Origin of the sequence: Chryseobacterium aurantiacum, assembly GCF_003020585.1 — a bacterium.
Lineage (GTDB): Bacteria > Bacteroidota > Bacteroidia > Flavobacteriales > Weeksellaceae > Chryseobacterium > Chryseobacterium aurantiacum.
On record NZ_PXUE01000003.1, the window covers coordinates 300,429 to 323,508 of the forward strand.

The following is a 23,080-nucleotide window of genomic DNA, read 5'->3' on the forward strand; positions in this document are numbered from 1 at the left end:
CTGTTTTTTTTTTGCTTATTGCAGAAGCCATAAAGAATTATTTAATTTATTTATATATTCATGCAACTTTTATGTAAAGTACACGACTGATTCTATAACTAATGTAAAAGCAATGAAAAAAATTACTTATCTCACTCTATCACTTTTCTCCATCTGCACATTTGCACAGGAAGTTTCACAAGAAAGGGTAAAAACCATCATTTCAACTCTTGCATCTGATGAAATGAAAGGCCGAGAGATCGGAACTCCTGAAAATGACAATGCAGCCCATTATATAGCAACTCTTTTTAAGGAAAATAACCTTGAGTACTGCACAGGAAATTCCTATTTGATTCCTTTTGAATATAAAGGAAAAACAGCCTACAATGTATGTGGTATAAAAAAAGGAAAATCAGAGAAAAACTTGGCTTTTTCAGGGCATTTTGATCACATTGGAACCAGTGATAAAAGCGGAGACAATATTTATAACGGTGCTGATGATGATGCCAGCGGAATTACAGCTTTAACAGGCATTGCTGATTATTTTAAAAATAAAACTCCGGAGTTTTCAATGGTATTTATGGCCTTTAATGGTGAGGAAAAAGGAATGCTTGGATCAAGAGCTATTTCAAAAGACAAAAATCTTGATAAAATTTATAATAATATGACTGCCCTTTTCAATTTTGAAATGGTAGCTACAGAGTCCCAGTGGGGAAAAAATGCTTTGTATATGACAGGGGACGGATTTTCGGACCTGGATGAGTTGTTTAATAAAAATGCAGTGAACGGACTGAAGATTAATGCTGATCCTTATTCTGAACAACAATTATTTTACCGTTCAGATAATGTAAGCTTTGTAAAAAAGAAAATCATTGCCCACTCGTTTTCAACCGTTGATATGTCTAAGGCAACCCATTATCACCAGGAAAAGGATGACATGAGCATTGTAGATGTTGGCAATATGACCCAGATTATCAATAATTTCGGAAAAACACTGGATAAGTTAAATCCTAAAAACTTTGCTCCAAAATACAATGATCAGGTGAAATTTTAATCCAAATAAATGACTTTATAAAACCGCTTCAATGGCGGTTTTTATTCTTTAGTATCTCTTTCTGAAATCTTGCCTTTTCTAATATTTAACATATAAAATCATATGTAATGCGTTTCTGTTGTAACAAAGAGGCTTTTCGAGGAACATATTAATTAAAGTAAAATAGGATTAAGAACGTCTTATCTTTTAATTTTACGTAATTTTGCTATCCAATTTTTTCATTGAATGAACGAGTATAAAAAAATTCTGAGGTTCGCGAGGCCCCATCAAAAATATATTTACGGCAGTTTATTTTTCAATATCCTGTACTCCGTATTTCAAATTGCTTCACTGGGAACAATTTTACCGGTTTTAGGAATGCTTTTTGGCACCATTAAACCGGAGAAGTATGAAACAGCACCTGTATATTCTGGTGATATCACAGACTTCTTTACTTATATAAAAGAATACTCCAATTATTATGTACAGACATTGGTAAAAGACCACGGCTCTCTTACTGTTCTTGCATGGTTGTGTATTATTACAGCGTTCATGTTCTTTTTAAGAAATGCTTTCAGATATTTTGGATCTTTATTATTGATCAACTACCGTGTGGGAGTTACCAAGGATCTTCGTGGTGCCATGTACAGAAAAATACTTTCCTTACCTGTTTCATTCTTTACGGAAAGCAGAAAAGGAGATATGATGTCTCGTATGTCCAATGATGTGGGTGAAGTTGAAGGAGGTATCCTGGGAAGTTTAATAGAGTTGATTAATGCCCCTTTCATGCTTATCAGCACATTGGTTACTTTATTCTTCTTAAGCCCAGAAATGACACTTTTCTCTTTATTGGTACTTCCTGTAATGGGAACCATGATTGCCTTGATCGGGAAAAGCCTTAAAAAAGACTCTCATGAAGCCCAGCACGAGCTGGGAACTATATTTTCTATTGTAGATGAAACATTAAAATCTTCGAAAGTTATTAAAATTTTTAATGCTGAAAAGATCATGGATAACCGCTTCATGCAATCTATGAACAAATGGATCTCAAGCTCAATCAACCTAGGAAAAAAGAAAGAACTGGCATCGCCAATGAGCGAATTTTTAGGGTCTATTACATTCTTAATCATTGCCTGGTATGGAGGAAAACAAATTATTGTTGAACAAAGCATATCACCTGCTGACTTCCTTGTATTCCTGGGAATGTTCTTCCAGATTCTGCCTCCAGCAAAGAGTTTGTCAACATCCATCTCCAATGTACAGAAAGGAGAAGCATCCCTGAAAAGAGTACTGGAAATTCTGGATGCTGATGTAAAAATAGATGAGATTGCAGAACCAGTTTCTATCTCTACTCTTCAGAATAATATTGAATTCAAAAATATTGGATTCTATTATGATAAAGCCAATCTGATTCTTAAGAACTTTAACCTAACGATTCCAAAAGGTAAAACCGTGGCATTGGTAGGGCAAAGTGGAAGTGGAAAAACAACGATTGCCAACCTTTTAGCAAGATTCTATGATGTTTCAGAAGGAGAAATCCTAATTGATGGAACCGATATTAAGCATTTAAAATTAAAAGAATACCGTCAACTTCTGGGAATGGTAACACAGGAATCCGTATTATTCAATGATTCTGTGTATAACAACATCCTGATGGGTAAACCTGATGCTACCAAAGAAGAAGTAATTGCAGCCGCGAAAATTGCCAATGCAGATGCTTTTATTTCAAGCCTTTCTGAGGGGTATGATACCAATATCGGGGATGACGGGAATAAGCTTTCCGGAGGTCAGAAACAAAGAGTTTCCATTGCTAGAGCCGTATTGAAGAATCCTCCTATTATGATTTTGGATGAAGCTACTTCAGCCCTGGATACAGAATCTGAAAGATTTGTACAGGATGCTCTGGAAAAAATGATGGAAAACAGAACGTCTCTTGTTATTGCCCACCGACTTTCAACCATCCAAAAAGCAGACTGGATTGTAGTAATGGAAAAAGGAACCATTGTAGAACAAGGAACCCACCACGATCTTATTGCTAAAAAAGGAATGTATAACAAGCTTGTGGAGCTTCAAAATTTCGACTAAACTCATCTTTAAATTATTTTAAAATGAACCCTATACAAGAGTACTTCTACAGAATTCAAGAACCTGAAAGAAGTACTCTTTTATTTTTGCGCGAAAAAATTCTAGCATCCGATACAGAACACATTACTGAAACCTTAAGCTTTGGCCTTCCTTTTATAAAGTATAAAAAGAAAATGCTGTGCTATTTTTATTATAGCAAAAAATATAAAAAGCATTATGTCAGCTTTTATCATGGAGACAAATTGGATTATCCTGAGCTGACCCAAGACGGAAGAAAGAAGTTTAAAATTCTATTACTTGATATTGAAGAGGATCTTCCCGTAGAGTTTATATTGAGCCTACTGGAGGAAATAAAGCCTTATATTAAGTAATAGTCGGATAGGTAAAAGGAAAATAAATTGTGTTCAATTTTAATTTAAGTTGGTAAAAACAAAAAAGGCTGTTCTTTTCAGAACAGCCTTTAGTATGATGATTATAAATCTTAATCTTTTAACTTTGCAATAACATCCAGACCTCCTTTTGTTATATCACCAATTTTACAGGTAATTTCAGTATCCAAAGGTAGGAAAACGTCCATTCTTGAACCGAATTTAATAAACCCAAACTCATGTCCAGCTTTTGCCTGATCACCCTCATTACAATAGAATACGATTCTTCTTGCCACATATCCTGCAATCTGTCTGAAAACAACTTTATGGTTGGTTAAGGTTTCAACAGCTACCGTAGTTCTTTCATTCTCTGTAGAAGACTTTTCATGCCATGCTACCAGATATTTCCCCGGATGGTATTTTTTGTAAACCACCTTTCCGGTAACCGGATATCTACAAATATGTACGTTTAGTGGAGACATGAAGATAGAAACCTGAATCGCTTTTCCTTTTACGAATTCATTTTCTTCTACTTCCTTAATCATTACCACTTTTCCGTCAACCGGAGCTATTACGTTTTCTTTGTGGTCAAGAATAGAACGATTCGGAACTCTGAAGAACCAGAATACCAAACAGTAAATAACCAACAAAGGTACGATGATCAACAGGGACCATATTTTAAGGAAATAGATCGCTAAAGCTCCCAACACAATAAAAAGTAGGGTTGCTACAGTAATTGTTCCTTTTGATTCTCTATGTAATTTCATGAGACTATATAAATTTTTCTAAAATAAAGTACAAATATACGACAGGAACACAGATTATGAAACTATCCAGCCTATCTAAAACACCTCCATGCCCCGGAATGATGTTTCCACTGTCTTTTACGCCAAAGTTTCTTTTCAGTTGGCTCTCTACCAAATCCCCTAGCGGAGCAAAGGCTGCTACTAAAAATCCTACTACCATCCAGTTTCCGCGAAGTTCCGGCTGATAATGCTCTACAAAGTAGGATAAAACCAATGTTAAAACTACGCCTCCAATATATCCTTCCCAGGTTTTTTTAGGTGAAATTTTGGGTGCCATTTTATGCTTCCCGAAGAACTTTCCAACGAGATAGGCAAAGGTATCACTACTCCAGATCAGCACAAACAGGAAAAGAACCTCCAAAGAGAAAGTATCATTATAGCTGGAGAACTTGGGTAATCCTAATGCAAAACTAAACGGAAGGGCCACATAAATGACCGTAAAAATCAATTTTCCGCTGTCGTAGTATAATTCGTTAGGAAATTTAAATAAAGTAACTACAGCAATGGCAATGAGCGCCAGTGCCAGTATTTCACTTAATCTGAAATCAAAAAAGAAGTCGTGATGAAAGTATCTTTTGGAAAAGACATAAAAGATAAAGATGACCAATGGATAAACCACCCATTTTTCATATCCTTTTCCGAATTTCATAATCTTCACACACTCCCAGGTACCTACAACCAGTAGGAGGCTCATCAGTCCGTAATAAAGATATTGCTGCTGAATAAGGCCAGGAAAAATGTTATTGATGAATTGTGCTCCTAAAGGAGTCGAGCAAAGAATAATGACGGCTACATAAACGAGACCTGAAATGGTTCTTTGAATGAGATTTTTGTCCAAAATTTAAAATTTAGATGTGGGTGCTTAATCTTCAAGCAGCAGTAAAAACAATTTTGTATTGGAATTTGAAGAACTATCCATTTTCGACTGGCTGCCGCTGATGGAAGTAAGGTTCTTGATATTTCCGTTTCTTTTTATTTTCCCCATGGCATCATTCAGGTTATTTACAATCTGTGAAACATTGGCAATGATAATAATCTTATCCGGTAGCCTTGAAGAATGATAATGGAGAATATTGTTGTGGGAAAGCATAATCCTTCCGTCATAGGCAATCAGGTATTCACAAGTAATGAATGCTGCATCATTGGAAGTCTGTAATTCTGAAGTATAGGAGGTCTTCACAACGTTTAAGAAGTTTTGAAGTTCCTTATCCCAACAGAAAAGGTTTCCAATACCTTCTATTTTGATAATTTGATTTAAAGTTTGTAGAGCTTCCGCTTCATCTGCACAATAATTAAAAAATCCCCCTGAATGCGTAAATAATTGCGCAAACTTATAGTCAAGATCCGCATTTTTCAGCGAATCTCCAAGCTTCTCCAGGCTCTGTTTGTCCTCTTCCTCAGGCTGGTTGGTAAGTTTGCTTACAATCCTCTTGAATAAATTCAACTTAATCTATTTTTAGTCAACTTTATACAAAAATAGAAAATAAATTACAATAGATTCCAAAATATCTCTTTAAATATGAAAAAACCTGACAATTTTGAGGTTGTCAGGTTTAAAATTATTTTATTTTCAGAGTATTAAAGCTGTGTTGGGCTTTCTGGAGCCTGTATTTCACTTTCTTCCTCTTTTTCTTTTATTTGAGGTGTTTCCAATACTACAGGTTCCCCTTTTTCAGGAATAGTATTGGTAACGGGCTTCTCTGTCAATTCAGGATCCCATGCTCTCTTTCCGAAAATATCTTCTAGATCTTCACGGAAGATAACTTCTTTTTCTAAAAGCTTATTCGCAAGAGCATCAAGTTTATCCTTATTTTCTGTAAGAATTCTTACAGCTCTCTCGTATTGATTTTCAATGATTGCTTTAATCTCTACATCAATTTTAGTAGCTGTTTCTTCAGAATAAGGTTTTCCAAAATTATATTCAGATTGACCTGAACTATCATAGTAAGAAATATTACCGATATTCGGGCTTAACCCATAAATGGTAACCATTGCCTGAGCTCTCTTCGTTACAGTTTCCAAGTCAGAAAGTGCTCCTGTTGAAATATTGTTGAAGATCACCTGTTCTGCAGCTCTACCTCCTAAGGTTGCACACATTTCATCTAACATCTGCTCTGTAGTGGTAAGCTGTCTTTCTTCCGGAAGATACCATGCAGCACCCAGAGAACGTCCTCTTGGAACAATTGTTACTTTCAGAAGTGGAGATGCGTGCTCTACCAACCAAGAGATGGTAGCGTGACCTGCCTCATGATAAGCCACTCTTCTCTTCTCAGACGGCTTAATTGCCATGTTTTTCTTTTCAAGACCTCCGATGATTCTGTCTACAGCGTCAAGGAAATCCTGTTTTGTAACAGAGGTATGATTGTATCTTGCTGCAATTAATGCTGCTTCATTACAAACGTTAGCAATGTCTGCTCCACTAAATCCTGGAGTTTGTTTTGCCAAGAAGTCTCTGTCCACATTATCATCAAGTTTGATTTTCTTCAAATGAACATCAAAAATATCTTTTCTTTCATGCAATTCCGGAAGGTCTACATAAATTGAACGATCGAAACGCCCTGCTCTCATTAAAGCTTTATCAAGGATATCCGCTCTGTTGGTTGCAGCCATTACAATAACATTCACATCTGTTCCGAAACCATCCATTTCAGTAAGAAGCTGGTTCAATGTGTTTTCTCTTTCGTCGTTTCCGCCAGAGAAATTATTTTTCCCTCTTGCACGTCCGATGGCATCAATCTCGTCAATAAAGATAATAGCCGGAGATTTTGCTTTTGCCTGGGCAAAAAGGTCTCTTACTCTTGAAGCTCCTACCCCAACAAACATTTCCACAAAGTCAGAACCTGAAAGAGAGAAGAAAGGAACCTTCGCTTCCCCTGCAACAGCTTTAGCTAATAAGGTTTTACCTGTTCCCGGAGGCCCTACCAAAAGTACACCTTTAGGGATTTTACCTCCTAGTTTTGTATATTTTTCAGAGTTCTTCAAGAAATCTACAACTTCCTGAACTTCTTCTTTAGCCCCTTCTAATCCTGCAACATCCTTAAATGTCACCTGAATTCTTTCTTTCTCATCAAAAAGCTTAGCTTTTGATTTTCCGATGGAGAAGATTTGTCCGCCAGGACCTCCTCCACCTCCCATCTTTCTGAAAAGAAGGAAATAGAACAATCCTAAAATAGCAATCCAAATTAATGCAGACACAAGAATATCTGCGAACGGGCTTTTACCTGTTCCATAGTCCTTGGCTGTCTTAATAGCTGGATTGGTTGCTTTAATCTGCTCAAATTTTTGAAGGAAAAGCTGAAGATCTCCATATTTCACAGAAAAATCTGCTTTAGGAGCCATTTCAAATGCTGAAAGTGGGTTGTTTTCCTTTGCGGTTTTAGAAACCATAGCTGATTTTGCTTCTTTGGTAAGAAAAACATCAGCTTTTTCTATGTCTTTGTATATAATTATATTTTGGACTTTCCCCGTCTGCATTTCTCTAAAGAAACCATCTTCATCAATAGATTTTGCAGTATCTCCTCCTAGAAAATTGGAGCCAAAGAACAGCAAAAGAGCTATGATTGCAATAGGAAAGAACCAGTTGAATCCTTTATTATTCATTTATACTTTTTAAGATTTTAAAATTCATTTTCAATTTTGGTAATGACTGCGTCATTCCAAAGCTCTTCTATATCGTAGTACTCACGTACATCTTTTTGAAAAATATGAACGACTACTGAAACATAATCCATTAGTACCCACATTGCATTTTCTGTTCCTTCTACATGCCAAGGTCTATCTTTCAAGTCATTTCTTACTTTCTTCTCTACACCTCCTGCTAATGCTGCCACCTGTGTATTTGAGTTTCCGCTACATATTACGAACGTCTCCGCTACTGAGTTTTCAATTTTAGAAAGATCGAAGATCATAATATCTTCTGCCTTTATATCTTGAAGAGCTTCAACGATTTTATCTATTAGTGCTTGTTTTTCTGCTGTTTTATTCATTAAAAATATACTATAATCTGCAAATTTATTGTTTTTTCTTTACTTTAACCTTACTTTTACCCCCTTAATGTCTTAAAGTTTTCTTAAATGAGTCAACTATTCTACCTGAAAGAATGTTCTTCTACTAATGACGAAATATCAAAGTTTTTACTTTATGAAAATTCAGATTTTATTGGACTTCATACTTTCAATCAAACAAAAGGCCGTGGACAGTATGGAAATGTATGGACTCAAACTGCCGGAAAAAACCTGGCTTATACGCTGGCAGTGAATACCCACAACATTCTGTGCTCCGACTTTATATTCAATTATTATACCGCAATTATTGTCAGGGATTACCTGGCCAATTTGGCTGATTATGACGTAAAGATCAAGTGGCCGAATGATATTATCCTTAAAGGTAAAAAAATCGTTGGAATTTTAATTGAAAAGAAAAAAATTAATCAAAATAATTATTTCATCATAGGAACCGGCATCAATGTACTTCAGGATAAATTTGAAGCAATATCCAATGCAGGATCACTCCTAACGCAGACAGGACAGCAATTTGATCTTGAAGACCTTACATTGAACTTTCATGAATTCCTTTGTGAAAGGCTGAAAAATATTCCCTCTGACCAAAAAATCCTGGAAGATTTCAACAGGAACCTTTTCAGAAAAGACATGATATCAGTCTTTGAGATTGAAAAAGAACGCCAAAATGGCATTATCCGAAATGCAGATGACAAAGGTGAGCTTTGGATTGAACTGGAAGACGGACTGCACTCTTTTTATCACAAAGAAGTAAAGCTTCTTTACTGATTGGCTCTTTTGATATAAAGATAAAGGGTAAGCGGAAGAAACACCAGATTCGGCAACCACATTGCCAAGGCTGGAGATAAACTTTTATTCTCTGACACTACTTTCAATGCTTCAAATGAAAACACGAAGAGAAAAGCCAAGGAAATCCCTATGGCAAGGTTGACCCCCAGTCCTCCTCTTTTCTTTTGGGAAGACAGCGACAGTGCCAAAAAGGTAAGAATAATGATAGAAACAGGCATTGAGGTTCTTTGGTGAAGCTCATTAAGATAGGAATTCAGGTTACTGTTTCCTCTTGCTTTTTCTCTTTCAATAAATTTTAACAGTTCAGGAGTCGTTTTATTTTGTCCTAAAAGCTCGTTTGGAAAAAGTTCCTCCGGTGAATGTCCGTAGTTTTTCCTAAGCTCTATTCCACTTCCTAATTTTTCGGTATTGTCTTTATTGATGGTTTTTTCAAGGTAATTATTTAGAACGAACTGCTTTTTGGTATTATCCCAATATACATCACCCGCTTTCAGTTCGTACACCATTCTTCTGTCTTTATCAAATTTCTGATAAACAAAACTGGATCCTCTTTTTTCTCTTTTGTTCCAGGAATCCACAAAGATGTACTCTGTTTTGCTAAGCTGTGAGGAAGCCGGGGCTGTTCCCAGGATCTTTTCCTTATTGGCCGCGTTATAGGTATAAGCTTCTAACTCGTTCTTTTTGATATTGGCCCAAGGAAGGACCATATGATACACCAGCATTGCAACTAATGCAATCAGGATTGAAGTATAAAGATAAGGTTTTGAAAACCTATGAAAACTGGCTCCACTACTAATAATGGCTACAATTTCGGTATTATTGGCCATTCTGGAGGTAAAGTAAATAACCGTAATAAATACCAGAATGGAAAGGAACGTCACCACAAGGTTAACGATCCAGAAAGGATAAAAATGAATCAGGAAGTACACCAAATCAAGCTTTGGATCAAGCGCCTTTGCATTTTCTATCCTTGGGATCTTTTGCTGCACATCTATGACAAGCACCACTATAGACAATAGCACCAGCATGAAACTAAAAGTTCCAAGGTATTTTTTAATGATATATTTGTCTACAATTTTAAGCATAATTCTCTTACATTCTTTGTCTAAGAACTGGTACTACAGATTTTTTCCATTCGTAGAAATCTCCGGCTATGATGTGCTCTCTTGCCACCTTAACCAGGTCAAGGTAAAATGCAAGATTATGAATTGAAGCAATCTGTTTTGCCAGATATTCTTTGGATACAAATAAGTGACGAAGATACGCTTTTGAATATTCTCGGTCTACAAAGCTGGTTCCAAATTCGTCAAGAGGCGAAAAATCACGCTTCCATTTCTCATTTTTAAGGTTCATCACTCCCTGCCATGTGAAAAGCATTGCATTTCTTGCATTTCTTGTAGGCATTACGCAATCCATCATATCGATTCCCAACCCAATGGATTCCAAAATATTCCAAGGAGTTCCTACTCCCATCAGATATCTTGGTTTTTCTTTTGGAAGAATATCGGTTACTTCATCAGTAATCCTGTACATTTCTTCTTCCGGCTCGCCTACAGAAAGTCCTCCTATGGCGTTTCCTTCAGCTCCTGCCTCAGAAATCACCTCTGCAGATATTTTTCTTAGATCAGAATAGGTAGATCCCTGTACAATAGGGAAAAGCCTTTGTTTATGACCGTACAACTCAGGGTTATCATTGGTCCAGTCAATACATCTTTTCAACCAACGGTGGGTAAGTTCCATTGATGATTTTGCCTGATTATATTCGCAAGGATAAGGTGTACACTCATCAAAAGCCATGAAGATATCTGCTCCGATCTGTCTTTGGATTTCCATAGATCTTTCGGGAGAAAACATATGGTAGCTTCCGTCGATATGAGACTTGAATCGAGCCCCTTCCTCTGTCATTTTTCTGTTACTTGCCAATGAAAAAACCTGAAAACCTCCTGAGTCTGTAAGAATTGGAAGGTCCCAATTCATGAACTTATGCAGACCTCCTGCGTCCTGCATGGTTTCCATACCGGGACGAAGGTAAAGGTGATAGGTATTACCCAAAATAATCTGGGCCTTAATGTCTTCTTTTAATTCTCTCTGATGAACTGTTTTTACACTTGCAACAGTTCCCACCGGCATAAAAATAGGAGTTTGGATCTTTCCGTGATCCGTAGTAATCTCCCCTGCCCTTGCTTTTCCTTCAGAGGTTTTTTCTATATTAAAAAATTTCATTCGTATATTTTTAAAATTCACCGCCATCAGCGGTTAATCATTATTCGGGAAGAACCCGCTTCATCATTATTTATTTTACGAAAGGCATCAGTCCTCCATTCTGTTTTTTCTTATCCTCAATATATTTTTTGGCCTTGGGATCTTTCTTCAGCAAAATTTCCTGAGCATCATCCACTATCCCCTCCATTTCTTCTTTAATCACATAGTATTTAAAGCTTTCCGTGAAGTCATCAGGTTTTACTTTGTGCGTTTTCAACACGAATCTTGTGCCGGCTTCCATATTTTTATCCTGATACATAAAGATTGCCTGATCATTGATGGTAAGATCAACAAGAATATCCGTCATGACATCTTTATCAATAAGATTTTTAGGCTTATCAATATAATCACTGCATGAGGACAGTCCCAGTATAACAAAAACAAGGATCAGTAGTTTCATCATGGTCATGCTTTGTTTCATAATCTGTTGATGATTGATTTCCATTTTAAGTTGAGTACCCCAAAAACAGCTTCGTGGATAATCCCACCATTCATTTTGCTTTCTCCTAAAATTCTGTTGGTAAATATAATAGGAACTTCTACAATTTTGAAATTTTTTTTGTAGGCTCTGAACTTCATTTCTATCTGAAACCCGTATCCTTTCAATCTTACGTTGTCTAATCCGATTTCCTCTAATACTTTTCTGGAAAAGCATACAAAACCGGCTGTAGTATCATGAATAGGGAGTCCCAGAACAAATCTTACATATTTGGAGGCAAAATAGGACAGCAATACTCTTCCCATTGGCCAGTTTACCACATTCACCCCTTTTGAATAACGGGAACCAATAGCCATATCTGCATTTTTGCAGGCTTCAAAAAGTTTCGGTAAGTCATTCGGATTGTGTGAAAAATCGGCATCCATTTCAAAAATGTAGTCATATTTGTTTTCTATGGCCCATTTAAAACCATGAATATATGCCTTTCCCAAACCATCTTTAATATGTCTTATTGACAGATGAAGATAGTGTGGGTATTTCTTCTGTAATTCCTTTACAACTTCCGCAGTTCCATCCGGAGAAGAATCATCCACTACTAAAATATGAAAGTCATCCTCCAATGCAAAAACCGCGGAAATAATATTTTCAATATTTTCCTTTTCGTTATACGTTGGGATAATGACGAGTTTTTTCATTTCAGTTTGCAAAGATAGTTTATTTAACCTTTTTATTTTATACAAAATAATCTATAATTTTGCAAAAATATTTCTCATAGATTATATGACGATGCTGATACTTTATAAAATAGTTCTGCATACCATATACAATCTGCAAGGAAGTATACTTTAACATAAGTACCACGGATGAAGCGATAAAGAAAATCCATGCCAGATTGTGTTATTGAGCGTTAAATAAAAATTAAAAAAACTTAAGATTTGCCATCATCACAAAACTTCATCAATCACGTAAGGATCCCTGAGAATAATGACTGGGTGGTCTTTATATTAATAGGCTGTATATTTTTATATGTTTTTATGATGAACATTATAGAAAGAGATGCAAGTCTTAAAGATTTTTTGCTTCAAAAATATTTTGACGCCAGTAACAACCTGCCTAGCTGGATCATTACTTCCTGCGTCATCACGCTTACCTTGTCTGTACTTATTTCACAATATATTCCTATAGTACCGAAATATATTGCCGATCTTCAGGTTTTGGGATACCAACTTAATAAATTTGGCTATACATTACTGGTCGTGATCTTTTTTTATGTGATGAGATCAGCATTAGGTTTTTTATTTTATCAAAGTATAGGAGATGGAAAAAAATGGACTATTTTTTATTTCACCTCCACAAAATTCTATTTTATCCTGTCTTTTTTGTTGATAATTTTGTGTATTACCCATTATTACTTCCCTATCGACAGAAATAAAATATTTTCATACTATTTCTTCTTCTTTTCTTTTGTATTCGTTTTCAAAGTTTTTTTCTATTTATTTCACAAGAACAAGATTCTTCCTGAGAAATGGTATTATAAATTTTTGTATATTTGCACGCTCCAAATCGCACCATTATTACTGCTTTGGAAGTTGTTATTTTTTTAATAAATGTCAATGATGAGAATAAAGTCTATATTGGTTTCTCAACCAGCGCCTAGTGAGTCTTCTCCATATTTGGATATAGCGAAGAAGGAAAAAATAAAGATTGATTTCCGTCCATTTATCCACGTCGAAGGGGTTGACAATAAAGAGCTCAGAACACAGAAAATAGATCTGACGCAATATACTGGAATCATTTTTACCAGTAAAAATGCGATTGACCATTACTTCAGACTAGCAGAAGAACTGCGTTTTGCAGTTCCGGATACAATGAGATACATCTGTCAGTCGGAAGCAATAGCCAACTACCTTCAAAAGCATATTGTGTACAGAAAAAGAAAAATCAGCTTTGGGGAGAAAAACTTCTCAGACCTGCTTCCTCTTTTCAAAAAGTTTCCTACTGAAAAATATCTGTTGCCATCTTCAGATGTTTTAAGTCCGGATATTGTAAAAACTTTAGATTCTGCAAATGTGGAATGGACAAGAGCAATCATGTACCGTACTGTATGCAGCGATCTGACAGACATCACCATTAAGGATTACGACATGTTGATTTTCTTCAGCCCGCAAGGAATTAAGTCTTTACAACAGAATTTCCCAGACTTTAAGCAGGATGAAACAAAGATCGGAGTTTTCGGAAACACTACTTTAGCTGCTGCTGAAGAAGCAGGATTAAAGGTAGATCTAATGGCTCCTACAAAAGAAACACCATCCATGACAATGGCACTGGAAAAGTATATTAAAGCGCTTCACAAGTAGTCTTTAATACAAAAATAAACTCAACCATCTTTTCAATAAAGGAAAGATGGTTTTTTTTTACCTAAATTTGAACGAGAATTAACATTGAATGAAATGTCTATGCAAAACATTTTCAAAAAAGAAAATTGCGTGGGACATTAAAAAATTAAAATATCCGGATGAAAGCTCCACAGGCAAAAAAAATAGAAAAAATACTAGAAACTCACAACGACAGAAGAACAGACAACTACTTCTGGCTTAATGAAAGGGAAAACCCCGAAGTTATCAAATATCTTGAAGAAGAAAACGCTTACGAAGAATTCATTATGAAAGACACGGAAGAACTTCAGGAACAGCTTTTTGAGGAAATGAAGGCTCGTTATAAAAAGGATGACGAATCTCTTCCTTATATCTTTAATGAATACTGGTACATTGTACGCTACGAAGAAGGCAGGGAATACCCTATCTTCTGCAGAAAATATAAAAGCCTGGATAATCCTGAAGAAATTGTACTGGATGTAAATCTTTTAGCAGAGGGCGAAGATTTCTTCGAGGTGGGTAGTGTAGCAGTAAGCCCTAATAATGAATTGGCTTCTTTTTCTTCAGACAATGTAGGCAGAAGAATTTATACTTTAAATTTCAAGAATTTAAAAACAGGTGAAATTCTTCAGGATAAAATAGAGAACACAACAGGAAAAGCAGTTTGGGCTAACGATAACGAACATGTTTTTTACATCCGAAAAGATAAAAGCCTTCGCGCGTTCCAGGTATACAGACACCAATTGGGGACAGATTCTTCTGAGGACGTTCTCATCTTCCATGAAAAAGATGAAACATTTGATGTGAACGTCTTCAAGACAAAATCTTTACAATATATTTTCATTGCAAGCTCAAGCACCATTTCTGATGAGCATCATTTCATCCCTTCTGACAATGTATTTGCAGACTGGAAAGTGATTCAGCCAAGAATAGAAGATCTTGAATACTCTGTAGAGCATTATGAGGATGAATTCTACATCATTACCAATGCTGATGATGCCACGAACTTCAAAATCGTAAAAACAAAGATTGATAACTGTGGCATGGAAAACTGGGTAGATGTAATTCCTCACCGCGCAGAAGTTCTACTGGAAGGCTTTGAAATCTTCAGAGATTATTTAGTTCTTGAGGAAAGAGAAAAAGGACTGCTACAAATCAAGATTATTGATGAAAAAACGCAGGAGTCTCATTATTTACCGTTCTCGGATCCTACTTACACTACTTATATCGGAATCAACCTAGAATTTGATACGGATGTTTTACGTTATGGTTATACCTCGTTAACACAACCAAGTTCCACTTATGAGTACAATATGAAAGACAACACCACAGAGCTTCTTAAACAACAGGAAGTTTTAGGTGGACATTTCATTCCTGAAAACTATATTTCTGAAAGAATATGGGCAGATTCCAGAGATGGAGAAACAAAGGTTCCTATTTCTCTTGTCTATCACAAAGACACAAAGAAATCTGCTGACACCCCTCTTCTTTTATACGGATATGGAAGCTACGGACATACGGTGGATGCAAGCTTTTCTAATGTAAGATTATCAATTCTGGATCGTGGATTTATCTATGCCATTGCTCACATCCGAGGTGGCGAGTACCTGGGTAGAGAATGGTATGAAGACGGGAAAATGCTATTCAAGAAAAACACATTCTTCGACTTCATTGATGCAGGAAAACACTTAATAAAAGAGAACTACACTTCTTCAAAACATTTGTATGCTATGGGCGGAAGCGCGGGAGGCCTACTGGTAGGAGCTGTTGTAAATTATGAGCCACAACTGTTCAACGGAATTGTAGCACAGGTTCCTTTCGTAGACGTTGTTACCACTATGCTGGATGACACTATTCCTTTAACAACCGGGGAATATGATGAATGGGGAAATCCTAATGATAAGGAGTATTATCATTATATGAAAGACTATTCGCCTTATGATAATGTAGAGGCCAAAGATTATCCGCATATGCTGATCACTACAGGATTTCACGATTCTCAGGTACAATATTGGGAGCCCGCAAAATGGACTGCTAAATTGAGAGAGGTAAAAACAGATAATAATATTTTAGTCTTTAAAACAGATATGAGCTCAGGACACGGAGGCGCAAGCGGAAGGTTTGAATCATTGAAGGAAGATGCATTGGAATATGCGTTTTTATTGAAGATTGATAAAGAATAATTTTACGTTTTTCTTCCATTAAAACCTAAAGTGAGGAAAATAAAAAGAAAATAATAATTTATAAAAATATATTGTCATTATCAAAATGGCAGATATCATCATATGAACGAATCTGAATATTGGAAAAAAATAGAACAGTTCTTCGAAGACAACTTCCAGACAGAGAAGAATCCTCCTATTGAAACTCTTTTGTTTTTAATAGGATTACAGGAACTGGGAAGCGGGCAGCAGAAATATACAAAAGAAGACAAAGTAAACCTTATCCACATTGCGGTATGCAGGCTACTTGAACCTTTTGGATATTATAAATTCACTCACTATGAAGATGGGTGGCCACAGTTTGAAAAAATGGAAGACCTTCCTGAATTAAGGCCTAATGAGCAGAGCTTACTGATGAAAAAGGCGATTATTCAGTATTTTCAGGAAGAAGAATTAATTTAACCTGAAAACGCAATAATTTAAATATTTGATAATAAAACATTAGAATAATTATCAATATTAAACAAAACAAAAGCATATCATTCACACAATAGAGGTAAGCAAAAACTTATCTCTATTTTTTTTAAACAAAATTAAATGATTGATTAAAAATATTATTTAAAAAATAAATTATAATTAAAAATTTAAATCAATTCATTCCCAAACCTTTACCGTTTTATTTTCTAAAGATTAAATGCCTTACTTATAATATTTCACAATTCGATAGGTTGGTACCACATTAGATTTGTACTTTAGTGAGGCCCATACCACGTTCTTTTGATCAGGCACCATGATCAATTTCCCTCAGAATATGATGGTCAATTTCTTCAGGCTTTTTTAATCACAAGCCCGAAAAAAAAGACAACAAATGAAAAATCCAGTTCACAACCGAATCTGGAGAGATAAAATTTTGAATAAAAACCACAAAAAACTAAAAACTGAAAAAACGATGTATTTCGATAAAAATTCTTCTGGATAAAACAGATTAAAATTTAAATAGAAATCAAAACCATGAAAAAAATCAGCACTTCTTTGATGTTGCTCCTTGCTAGCCTGGCTTTTTCACAAGTAGGAATTTCAAAAAATCCAACCGTTGAAATTCACAACAAGGCTATTTTACAGGTAGACGGAAAACATGAAAGGAAAAACCTAGGCATGATGCTTCCTGAAGTTTCTTCACCGGAAAACCTCCCGTTGCATACTCCAGCCTCTTCTGATCCTGAAATGACAGGAATGATGATGTTTGAAAAAACACATGCAACATTTTATTCTTATGACGGAGCCAGATGGAACAATGAACCTACCGCCGCAGACTTCAAAATGAAGCAATCCAGATTTCTATCCACGGCTGATGAAGAAACCAGTGTGGTATGTGTTCTTCTGGGACGCGGACGACATGTAGGAATTGGGTTTAGTGCTCCTGTGGACGGGCAACAATCTTATAATAATCTCAATATTACAAGAGAAACGGCAGTAGTAGCAGGAGGAGGAATCTATGGCAACAAAAGCTTCGACAATGCTAAGTTTATCGTGAACGAGGCCGGTGTTTATGACATTTATTTAAATGTACCCTCGAAAACAGGAGGAGCTGTTTCATTAACAAGCGGACCACAATACCAGCTCAGAGCTTATCTGAAACAGAGTGACGGAAGCCACAGTGAAGTGAAGTTAACAACTTTCTTTCCCGATTACTATGGCATTCTTGGAATAGGTGGAGATACCAATACAGCAGCATTCACCACAACCAGAATTCGTCTGAATCCCGGGGATTATATTGTTTCAAGAATACATTCTCCTTTGGCAACAGTATCTGTAGTGGTTACGCTGACTGCAGCTGCCAATGCAAATATCGCCCAATACTACCCAAGAGAAATAATGTTCACCAAAGTAAGTGATTAAAATGATTAAAAAAGTTATTACACTCAACGTTTTTATTTTAACGGCTATGGGATATCTTGGATATGCCCAGGTAAAAATAGGCAACAGGCCTGAAGTTGTTCATCCACGAGCAGCTTTACAGATAGAGCACAACACCAAGGGAATAATGCTTCCAGTTGTGGAAAATCACACCGAGCTGCCCAATTACAATCCCGTACACCCAGATTTATATGAAAACAATGCTACCGACAATGGATTGATATTTTATAGCAAAGAAATAAAGGATGCCGTAAAATATGACGGTTATAGATGGATTGCAGCCACAGAAAGAAGCATTAAAAATTATAAAAACCTAAGCATTCTTGGATCTAGTTCCTCTGACCAGACAGTTGCTAATGTATTAGGAATTACAGGGCGACCTACCTTACAGTTTAATATTTTAAGTGATTTTGACCGAAATAACATAAATAATTTAGGATTAACGGTTAATGCCAATGGAGAAATCACCATTCCTGCAAGCGGATTCTACAGAATTAATCCCTCCGTTAAAACGAGTAGCGCAGGAGGTCTTTCTGTAGGAAATGCAGCTACTATTGTATCTCTACAGGCTCTTTATGCAAATGCAGTGGGAGAAGGATGGCAAAAAATTCATGAAAACAGCTTTTTGCTGTATGGATTGCTGGTAACAGGAGGAAGTTCAAATTCAATAAACAGCTTTTCTACTACCAAATATCTGCATGCAGGAGATCAAATTCGTTTGAGAGCAGGTATTCAGGCAGACACGGGATTAAACGTGGGAACAGGTGTAACGTTTAAAATGAGCGATAAGGATACATTTTTATACATAGAAAAACTGAACTAAAATGATGAAAAAAATATACATCTCAGCACTTATGGTTTGGGCTGGAGCAGCTTACTCGCAAGTCACTCTTGGAAGTGCCAGCAACCCAAGCAACAATTCCATGTTTAGCGTTGTAAATAATGAGGACAATTCAGCCAAATCCAAGGGGATGATGATCCCAACGGTAAACAATGAATCAGAATTGCCTTTATATAATGGCGGTGAATCTGACCATTTTAGCAATGATCCTACTATGCAGGGAATGATCATGTATAGAAAAGACATTCAGCGAGTGGTTGTTTATGATGGTGAAAAATGGAAGCCTACTTTTTATGAAAATGGTGGAAGAACAACCCGTGCCAGCATGAACCCTGCTACACCGGAAAATAATTTTCCTTCTGTAGCGTGTATACTTATTGGCTGCGGGGAAAAAGATGTGCCTTTTGGTTTTTACAACAATACTTTGGATGGAGACCATCTGGGCATTATTGATCCACAGGGAACAGTGAACAGCAACTTCAACAACTTTACATTCAAAGAATCAGGATTTTACAGAGTTCTGATCAGCTTAAAGGTGAAAACTTCAGGAATCCATGTAAGTCCGCCTGTTATCTCATTCAGGGCTTTAAAGAATGGCAGCGTGCTTGCCAGAAATGACGTATCCCTGAATGAAGCCATTCTAATTACGGCGGGAGCCAATAGAGTTGGAACCATGGAGTTTCTCGCAATGTTTGAAAAAGGAGACCAACTTAAGGTTCAGGTTTCCGGTGGTATTTCAATCCTTACCGTTGCCGATGTCTATAAAATAGTTCCTACAGACGGAACATTTATCAGCATAGAAAAGTTATAAACTGAAGTAGAAAGAAGAAACAGTAAAATATTTTTAATTCCATATTTTAATAAATAGAGTGTTCCCATTGGAGCACTCTATTTTATTAGTACAAAATTAACTTTCTATTTTTTTAATGGTGATCTAAAATTTCTTCCAACTGATTCAGGCCTATTGTAAAACCTTCTTGAAATCCCATTTCCAACATCTTTTTCATTATTTCCTGAGATTGGTAATGAATATTGATTGTAATTTTTGTTCCCTCTTCTATTCCCGTAAAGCCAACCAGCCATTTTGACCCGAAAAAATCTTCATTCACATTCCCTTTTTCATCGCAAAATGCACTTGTCCAATCCACGCTTCTATGCTCCATAATTTCTCCATACTTGAATTGAGCATACGCTTTTTCTCCGTTTGGGCCTACCATTGAATAGAGCCAGATGCCGCCTTCTTTAAAATCCTGATTTAAAGTTTCACATCTCCACGGCTTAGGTCCCCACCATTGATCCAATAATTCAGATTGGGTAAAATAGTTCCATACGGCTGAAACATCAGCATGATAAACTTTCATTACATAGACGCTATTCGAGTCAAAATCTTTGTTGAAAATGATATTAGATTCCATAACTAATTATTTTTAATAAAGTTAAGTCTTTATTTATAGAAAGGACTTTTCATATGACAAGTAAACAATAATTCATAAATAATTGTTAAAAAACACTCTTTTAAGAAAAAAAACATAATTTTTTGGCTCGTTTTTTGTTTACGTAGTCTTAAAACAATTAATTTTAACATTCATTTTTCCAAAACATATATAATTAAATAATGAATAACAAATTCATCCCAATAATTTCGGTGTTTATGACAATTTCACTGATTGTCTTTGTGACGCTCCAATTTTATTGGCTGAAAGGCTATTACGGTGTGCTGGAACAGGATTTTTCAAATAAAGTTTATGCTGTTTTGGAAAGTACTTCAAAAAGTATTGAAGAAATTGAAGCTGAGAAATATTTAAATCAGGATTATAAAAATTTCAGAAATAATATTCTTGCCAACAGTAAGCAGCCTTCTTTAACCACTATTCAACAGGTTGAAGATTCCGGAACCCAAAGACAGATCATTTACTCCAAGAACATTATTGAGAAAACACAGCTTCCCATCTCTAAGAAAGGGGATTCTATAAAGCTGACTACTTTATATACGGACGAAGCCGCCTATAAAATAAAGAGGGATACCACCAACCGCGAGCTTCTTACTACGGATATCAACCAGGATATAGAAACGGGTGACTACTCCATGAAAGAGTTTGTAAAGGTATACGGGAACAATCTTCCTATTACTAAAAGAGTTGATGCTACCGTTCTTGATTCGGTCATCACCAAGGAATTGAGAATAAGAGGGATCACCGCGAAATTCGGATACGGTGTCCTTGATAGAAACAGCAAATTAACAAGCATTGCTAACAAGGCCTATAAAGAGAAAAAAGACAGCAATACCTATAGCTTTCCTCTTTTTACAGACAAAAAAAATACACTATACAGTCTTGCATTGGTATTCCCTAAAAAGGAATACTCTTTGGCTATGAACAACTGGCCTATGCTATTGGGGACTTTCCTTTCCTTACTTACCATTCTGGGAATTTATATTATTTCCATCAATTACATGATGAGGCAGAAGAAGCTGGCTGAAGTAAAAACCGACTTCATCAACAATATGTCTCATGAATTTAAGACACCATTGGCAACTATTTCCGTAGCAACGGATTCTTTGGCTAATGATAAGATTGCAACCAATCCGGATAAGGTAAAATATTATTCAGAATTGATTAAGCAGGAAAATCTTAGGATGAAAAAGCAGGTGGAAAATGTCCTGAACATGTCTAAGCTTGAAAGAAATGAGGTAGAACTATTCTTAAAAGAAACAAACGTAAGGGAATTAATCAAAAGAACAACAGAATCTTTTAACCTTATTGTACAGCAGAGAAATGGATCTTTAACCCAGGAATTTAATGCAACTCATTATAATTTTAAGATAGATGAATTTCACATCTCGAATATGCTGGTGAACCTATTGGATAATGCCAACAAGTACTCTCCTGAGGCTCCTGAAATTCACGTAGAGACAAGAAATGAGGGGCATTGGTACATCATCCAAATCTCAGATAAGGGAATGGGAATGGATACTCAGAATAAAACAAAGATCTTCGAGAAATTCTTCAGAGAAGAAACCGGAAATATTCATAACGTAAAAGGACAGGGTCTGGGTCTTTCCTATGTTAAAAAGATTGTAGAACTCCATAAGGGTCAGATTATAGTAGACTCTAATAAAGGACAGGGAAGCACATTTACCATAAAGCTTCCAATGGGCTAAAGATAAAAGATCAATGATGATAAATCACTTTATATCAACCATCATTGATCCATTATAAAATATAAACCAAAAACAAAATATAAGAAGAGAGAGTGAGAAGGTTCATTCTTAATTGTTAATTATTAATTATTAAAATTATGAGCAACAGAATATTATTAGTAGAGGACGATCAGAGTTTCGGAGCGGTGCTTAAAGATTATTTAACAATCAATAATTTTGAAGTTACCCTGGCAACAGACGGAGAGCAGGGACTTAAAGAATTTACAGAAAACGAATTCGATATCTGCATATTTGACGTGATGATGCCTAAGAAAGACGGATTCTCATTGGCAGAAGATGTAAAAAAGATTGATAAAAATACACCAATCATATTCCTTACAGCAAGAAATATGAGAGAGGATATTCTGAAAGGATATCAACTGGGAGCGGATGATTACATCACAAAACCATTTGATACTGAACTTCTTTTATACAAGATCAAGGCTATTCTTCAAAGAAGCTCTACGTTGGAAAATGAAGAGCAGGAGCAGTTCAAGATCAGTAATATCTTCTTCGATTCTATGTTGAGACAACTGAAGGTGGGAGATAAAGAATACAAGCTTTCTCCAAAGGAAAATGAACTATTAAAGCTTCTTTGCATCCACAGAAACGACTTCATGCCTAGAGACCTTGCTCTAAGAAAGATCTGGAAAAAGGAAAACTACTTTACAGCAAGAAGTATGGACGTTTACATTGCCAAGCTTCGTAAACTATTAAAAGATGATGAAGGATTGGAAATTATCAACGTTCACGGTGAAGGTTTTAGACTTCTTGTAAAAAATTAATCTAAAAATCGAATTATAAAT

At 35.9% G+C, this 23,080-nt stretch carries 23 protein-coding genes; 13 read left to right on the top strand and 10 right to left on the bottom strand.

Features of this window, described 5'->3' with window-relative positions; translation table 11 throughout:
- Positions 1-112: 112 nt before the first annotated feature.
- The 3 genes from C7D53_RS13520 to C7D53_RS13530 all read left to right on the top strand — a co-directional run bounded on the left by C7D53_RS13520 (position 113) and on the right by C7D53_RS13530 (position 3,468).
- Positions 113-1,033, top strand: a complete 921-nt coding sequence (locus tag C7D53_RS13520) for a M28 family metallopeptidase (protein WP_106916971.1) — start codon at positions 113-115, stop codon at positions 1,031-1,033.
- Between the two features lie 225 nt (positions 1,034-1,258).
- Positions 1,259-3,097, top strand: coding sequence for an ABC transporter ATP-binding protein (locus tag C7D53_RS13525; protein WP_106916972.1), 1,839 nt, complete (start codon positions 1,259-1,261; stop codon positions 3,095-3,097).
- 23 nt (positions 3,098-3,120) lie between these two features.
- Positions 3,121-3,468 carry a DUF1801 domain-containing protein gene (locus C7D53_RS13530; RefSeq protein ID WP_106916973.1) on the top strand — a complete coding sequence of 116 codons (348 nt, stop codon included), beginning with the start codon at positions 3,121-3,123 and terminating at the stop codon, positions 3,466-3,468.
- Positions 3,469-3,578: 110 nt separating this feature from the next.
- Here C7D53_RS13530 and C7D53_RS13535 read toward each other — a convergent pair whose 3' ends face one another.
- From C7D53_RS13535 to rsfS, 5 genes are all read right to left on the bottom strand, one after another.
- A complete protein-coding gene (locus C7D53_RS13535; RefSeq protein WP_106916974.1) occupies positions 3,579-4,232 on the bottom strand; it encodes a phosphatidylserine decarboxylase family protein in 654 nt (217 codons plus the stop codon).
- Positions 4,233-4,236: 4 nt separating this feature from the next.
- A complete protein-coding gene (locus C7D53_RS13540; RefSeq protein WP_106916975.1) occupies positions 4,237-5,109 on the bottom strand; it encodes a phosphatidate cytidylyltransferase in 873 nt (290 codons plus the stop codon).
- A 24-nt stretch (positions 5,110-5,133) separates the two neighbouring features.
- On the bottom strand, positions 5,134-5,715 hold the full coding sequence (locus tag C7D53_RS13545; protein WP_162926174.1) for an LUD domain-containing protein: 582 nt from the start codon (positions 5,713-5,715) through the stop codon (positions 5,134-5,136).
- Positions 5,716-5,849: 134 nt separating this feature from the next.
- Entirely contained in the window at positions 5,850-7,871 is a 2,022-nt protein-coding gene (ftsH, locus tag C7D53_RS13550) for an ATP-dependent zinc metalloprotease FtsH (protein WP_106916977.1), read from the bottom strand.
- A 17-nt stretch (positions 7,872-7,888) separates the two neighbouring features.
- Positions 7,889-8,257 (bottom strand): ribosome silencing factor, encoded by a 369-nt coding sequence (rsfS, locus tag C7D53_RS13555; RefSeq protein WP_076353097.1) that lies wholly within the window; start codon positions 8,255-8,257, stop codon positions 7,889-7,891.
- A gap of 87 nt (positions 8,258-8,344) precedes the next feature.
- Between rsfS and C7D53_RS13560 the strand changes: the two genes are divergently transcribed.
- Positions 8,345-9,058: a biotin--[acetyl-CoA-carboxylase] ligase gene (locus C7D53_RS13560; RefSeq protein WP_106916978.1), complete on the top strand. Its 714-nt coding sequence runs from the start codon at positions 8,345-8,347 to the stop codon at positions 9,056-9,058.
- On the opposite strand, the gene C7D53_RS13565 is transcribed toward C7D53_RS13560, so the two are convergent.
- From C7D53_RS13565 to C7D53_RS13580, 4 genes are all read right to left on the bottom strand, one after another.
- Positions 9,052-10,164: an LptF/LptG family permease gene (locus C7D53_RS13565; protein WP_106916979.1), complete on the bottom strand. Its 1,113-nt coding sequence runs from the start codon at positions 10,162-10,164 to the stop codon at positions 9,052-9,054. The genes C7D53_RS13560 and C7D53_RS13565 overlap by 7 nt on opposite strands.
- Before the next feature lie 7 nt (positions 10,165-10,171).
- Complete coding sequence (gene tgt, locus C7D53_RS13570; protein ID WP_106916980.1) at positions 10,172-11,302, bottom strand: tRNA guanosine(34) transglycosylase Tgt; 1,131 nt, start codon at positions 11,300-11,302, stop codon at positions 10,172-10,174.
- A gap of 70 nt (positions 11,303-11,372) precedes the next feature.
- Complete coding sequence (locus tag C7D53_RS13575; protein ID WP_228422342.1) at positions 11,373-11,744, bottom strand: DUF4296 domain-containing protein; 372 nt, start codon at positions 11,742-11,744, stop codon at positions 11,373-11,375.
- A 14-nt stretch (positions 11,745-11,758) separates the two neighbouring features.
- Positions 11,759-12,475, bottom strand: a complete 717-nt coding sequence (locus C7D53_RS13580) for a polyprenol monophosphomannose synthase (protein ID WP_106916982.1) — start codon at positions 12,473-12,475, stop codon at positions 11,759-11,761.
- A 240-nt stretch (positions 12,476-12,715) separates the two neighbouring features.
- On the opposite strand from C7D53_RS13580, the gene C7D53_RS13585 reads away from it, so the two are divergent.
- From C7D53_RS13585 to C7D53_RS13615, 7 genes are all read left to right on the top strand, one after another.
- Positions 12,716-13,384 carry a DUF4271 domain-containing protein gene (locus C7D53_RS13585; RefSeq protein ID WP_106916983.1) on the top strand — a complete coding sequence of 223 codons (669 nt, stop codon included), beginning with the start codon at positions 12,716-12,718 and terminating at the stop codon, positions 13,382-13,384.
- 12 nt (positions 13,385-13,396) lie between these two features.
- Entirely contained in the window at positions 13,397-14,137 is a 741-nt protein-coding gene (locus C7D53_RS13590; protein WP_106917129.1) for a uroporphyrinogen-III synthase, read from the top strand.
- A 158-nt stretch (positions 14,138-14,295) separates the two neighbouring features.
- The gene (locus C7D53_RS13595) at positions 14,296-16,338 is read left to right on the top strand and encodes a S9 family peptidase (protein ID WP_106916984.1); all 2,043 of its coding nucleotides are present in this window, start codon (positions 14,296-14,298) and stop codon (positions 16,336-16,338) included.
- A 102-nt stretch (positions 16,339-16,440) separates the two neighbouring features.
- Positions 16,441-16,779, top strand: coding sequence for a hypothetical protein (locus C7D53_RS13600; RefSeq protein ID WP_106916985.1), 339 nt, complete (start codon positions 16,441-16,443; stop codon positions 16,777-16,779).
- Between the two features lie 549 nt (positions 16,780-17,328).
- A complete protein-coding gene (locus C7D53_RS13605; RefSeq protein WP_106916986.1) occupies positions 17,329-18,216 on the top strand; it encodes a hypothetical protein in 888 nt (295 codons plus the stop codon).
- A gap of 1 nt (position 18,217) precedes the next feature.
- Complete coding sequence (locus C7D53_RS13610) at positions 18,218-19,057, top strand: hypothetical protein (RefSeq protein WP_106916987.1); 840 nt, start codon at positions 18,218-18,220, stop codon at positions 19,055-19,057.
- A gap of 1 nt (position 19,058) precedes the next feature.
- Complete coding sequence (locus C7D53_RS13615; RefSeq protein ID WP_106916988.1) at positions 19,059-19,886, top strand: hypothetical protein; 828 nt, start codon at positions 19,059-19,061, stop codon at positions 19,884-19,886.
- 112 nt (positions 19,887-19,998) lie between these two features.
- Here the strand turns inward: C7D53_RS13615 and C7D53_RS13620 are convergent, their stop codons facing one another.
- Entirely contained in the window at positions 19,999-20,490 is a 492-nt protein-coding gene (locus C7D53_RS13620; RefSeq protein WP_106916989.1) for an SRPBCC family protein, read from the bottom strand.
- Positions 20,491-20,690: 200 nt separating this feature from the next.
- Here C7D53_RS13620 and C7D53_RS13625 point away from each other — a divergent pair, with 200 nt between their 5' ends.
- Positions 20,691-22,235, top strand: a complete 1,545-nt coding sequence (locus tag C7D53_RS13625; RefSeq protein WP_106916990.1) for a sensor histidine kinase — start codon at positions 20,691-20,693, stop codon at positions 22,233-22,235.
- 137 nt (positions 22,236-22,372) lie between these two features.
- Positions 22,373-23,059 carry a response regulator transcription factor gene (locus tag C7D53_RS13630; RefSeq protein ID WP_002982671.1) on the top strand — a complete coding sequence of 229 codons (687 nt, stop codon included), beginning with the start codon at positions 22,373-22,375 and terminating at the stop codon, positions 23,057-23,059.
- The last annotated feature ends 21 nt before the right edge of the window (positions 23,060-23,080 follow it).

Excerpts from the sequence above, each read along its gene's own strand:
- C7D53_RS13520 (WP_106916971.1), top strand. The coding sequence starts at position 113 with ATGAAAAAAATTACTTATCTCACTCTATCACTTTTCTCCATCTGCACA.
- C7D53_RS13525 (WP_106916972.1), top strand. The coding sequence starts at position 1,259 with ATGAACGAGTATAAAAAAATTCTGAGGTTCGCGAGGCCCCATCAAAAA.
- C7D53_RS13530 (WP_106916973.1), top strand. The coding sequence starts at position 3,121 with ATGAACCCTATACAAGAGTACTTCTACAGAATTCAAGAACCTGAAAGA.
- C7D53_RS13535 (WP_106916974.1), bottom strand. The coding sequence starts at position 4,232 with ATGAAATTACATAGAGAATCAAAAGGAACAATTACTGTAGCAACCCTA.
- ftsH (WP_106916977.1), bottom strand. The coding sequence starts at position 7,871 with ATGAATAATAAAGGATTCAACTGGTTCTTTCCTATTGCAATCATAGCT.
- rsfS (WP_076353097.1), bottom strand. The coding sequence starts at position 8,257 with ATGAATAAAACAGCAGAAAAACAAGCACTAATAGATAAAATCGTTGAA.
- C7D53_RS13560 (WP_106916978.1), top strand. The coding sequence starts at position 8,345 with ATGAGTCAACTATTCTACCTGAAAGAATGTTCTTCTACTAATGACGAA.
- C7D53_RS13565 (WP_106916979.1), bottom strand. The coding sequence starts at position 10,164 with ATGCTTAAAATTGTAGACAAATATATCATTAAAAAATACCTTGGAACT.
- tgt (WP_106916980.1), bottom strand. The coding sequence starts at position 11,302 with ATGAAATTTTTTAATATAGAAAAAACCTCTGAAGGAAAAGCAAGGGCA.
- C7D53_RS13575 (WP_228422342.1), bottom strand. The coding sequence starts at position 11,744 with ATGATGAAACTACTGATCCTTGTTTTTGTTATACTGGGACTGTCCTCA.
- C7D53_RS13580 (WP_106916982.1), bottom strand. The coding sequence starts at position 12,475 with ATGAAAAAACTCGTCATTATCCCAACGTATAACGAAAAGGAAAATATT.
- C7D53_RS13590 (WP_106917129.1), top strand. The coding sequence starts at position 13,397 with ATGAGAATAAAGTCTATATTGGTTTCTCAACCAGCGCCTAGTGAGTCT.
- C7D53_RS13595 (WP_106916984.1), top strand. The coding sequence starts at position 14,296 with ATGAAAGCTCCACAGGCAAAAAAAATAGAAAAAATACTAGAAACTCAC.
- C7D53_RS13600 (WP_106916985.1), top strand. The coding sequence starts at position 16,441 with ATGAACGAATCTGAATATTGGAAAAAAATAGAACAGTTCTTCGAAGAC.
- C7D53_RS13605 (WP_106916986.1), top strand. The coding sequence starts at position 17,329 with ATGAAAAAAATCAGCACTTCTTTGATGTTGCTCCTTGCTAGCCTGGCT.
- C7D53_RS13610 (WP_106916987.1), top strand. The coding sequence starts at position 18,218 with ATGATTAAAAAAGTTATTACACTCAACGTTTTTATTTTAACGGCTATG.
- C7D53_RS13615 (WP_106916988.1), top strand. The coding sequence starts at position 19,059 with ATGATGAAAAAAATATACATCTCAGCACTTATGGTTTGGGCTGGAGCA.
- C7D53_RS13620 (WP_106916989.1), bottom strand. The coding sequence starts at position 20,490 with ATGGAATCTAATATCATTTTCAACAAAGATTTTGACTCGAATAGCGTC.
- C7D53_RS13625 (WP_106916990.1), top strand. The coding sequence starts at position 20,691 with ATGAATAACAAATTCATCCCAATAATTTCGGTGTTTATGACAATTTCA.
- C7D53_RS13630 (WP_002982671.1), top strand. The coding sequence starts at position 22,373 with ATGAGCAACAGAATATTATTAGTAGAGGACGATCAGAGTTTCGGAGCG.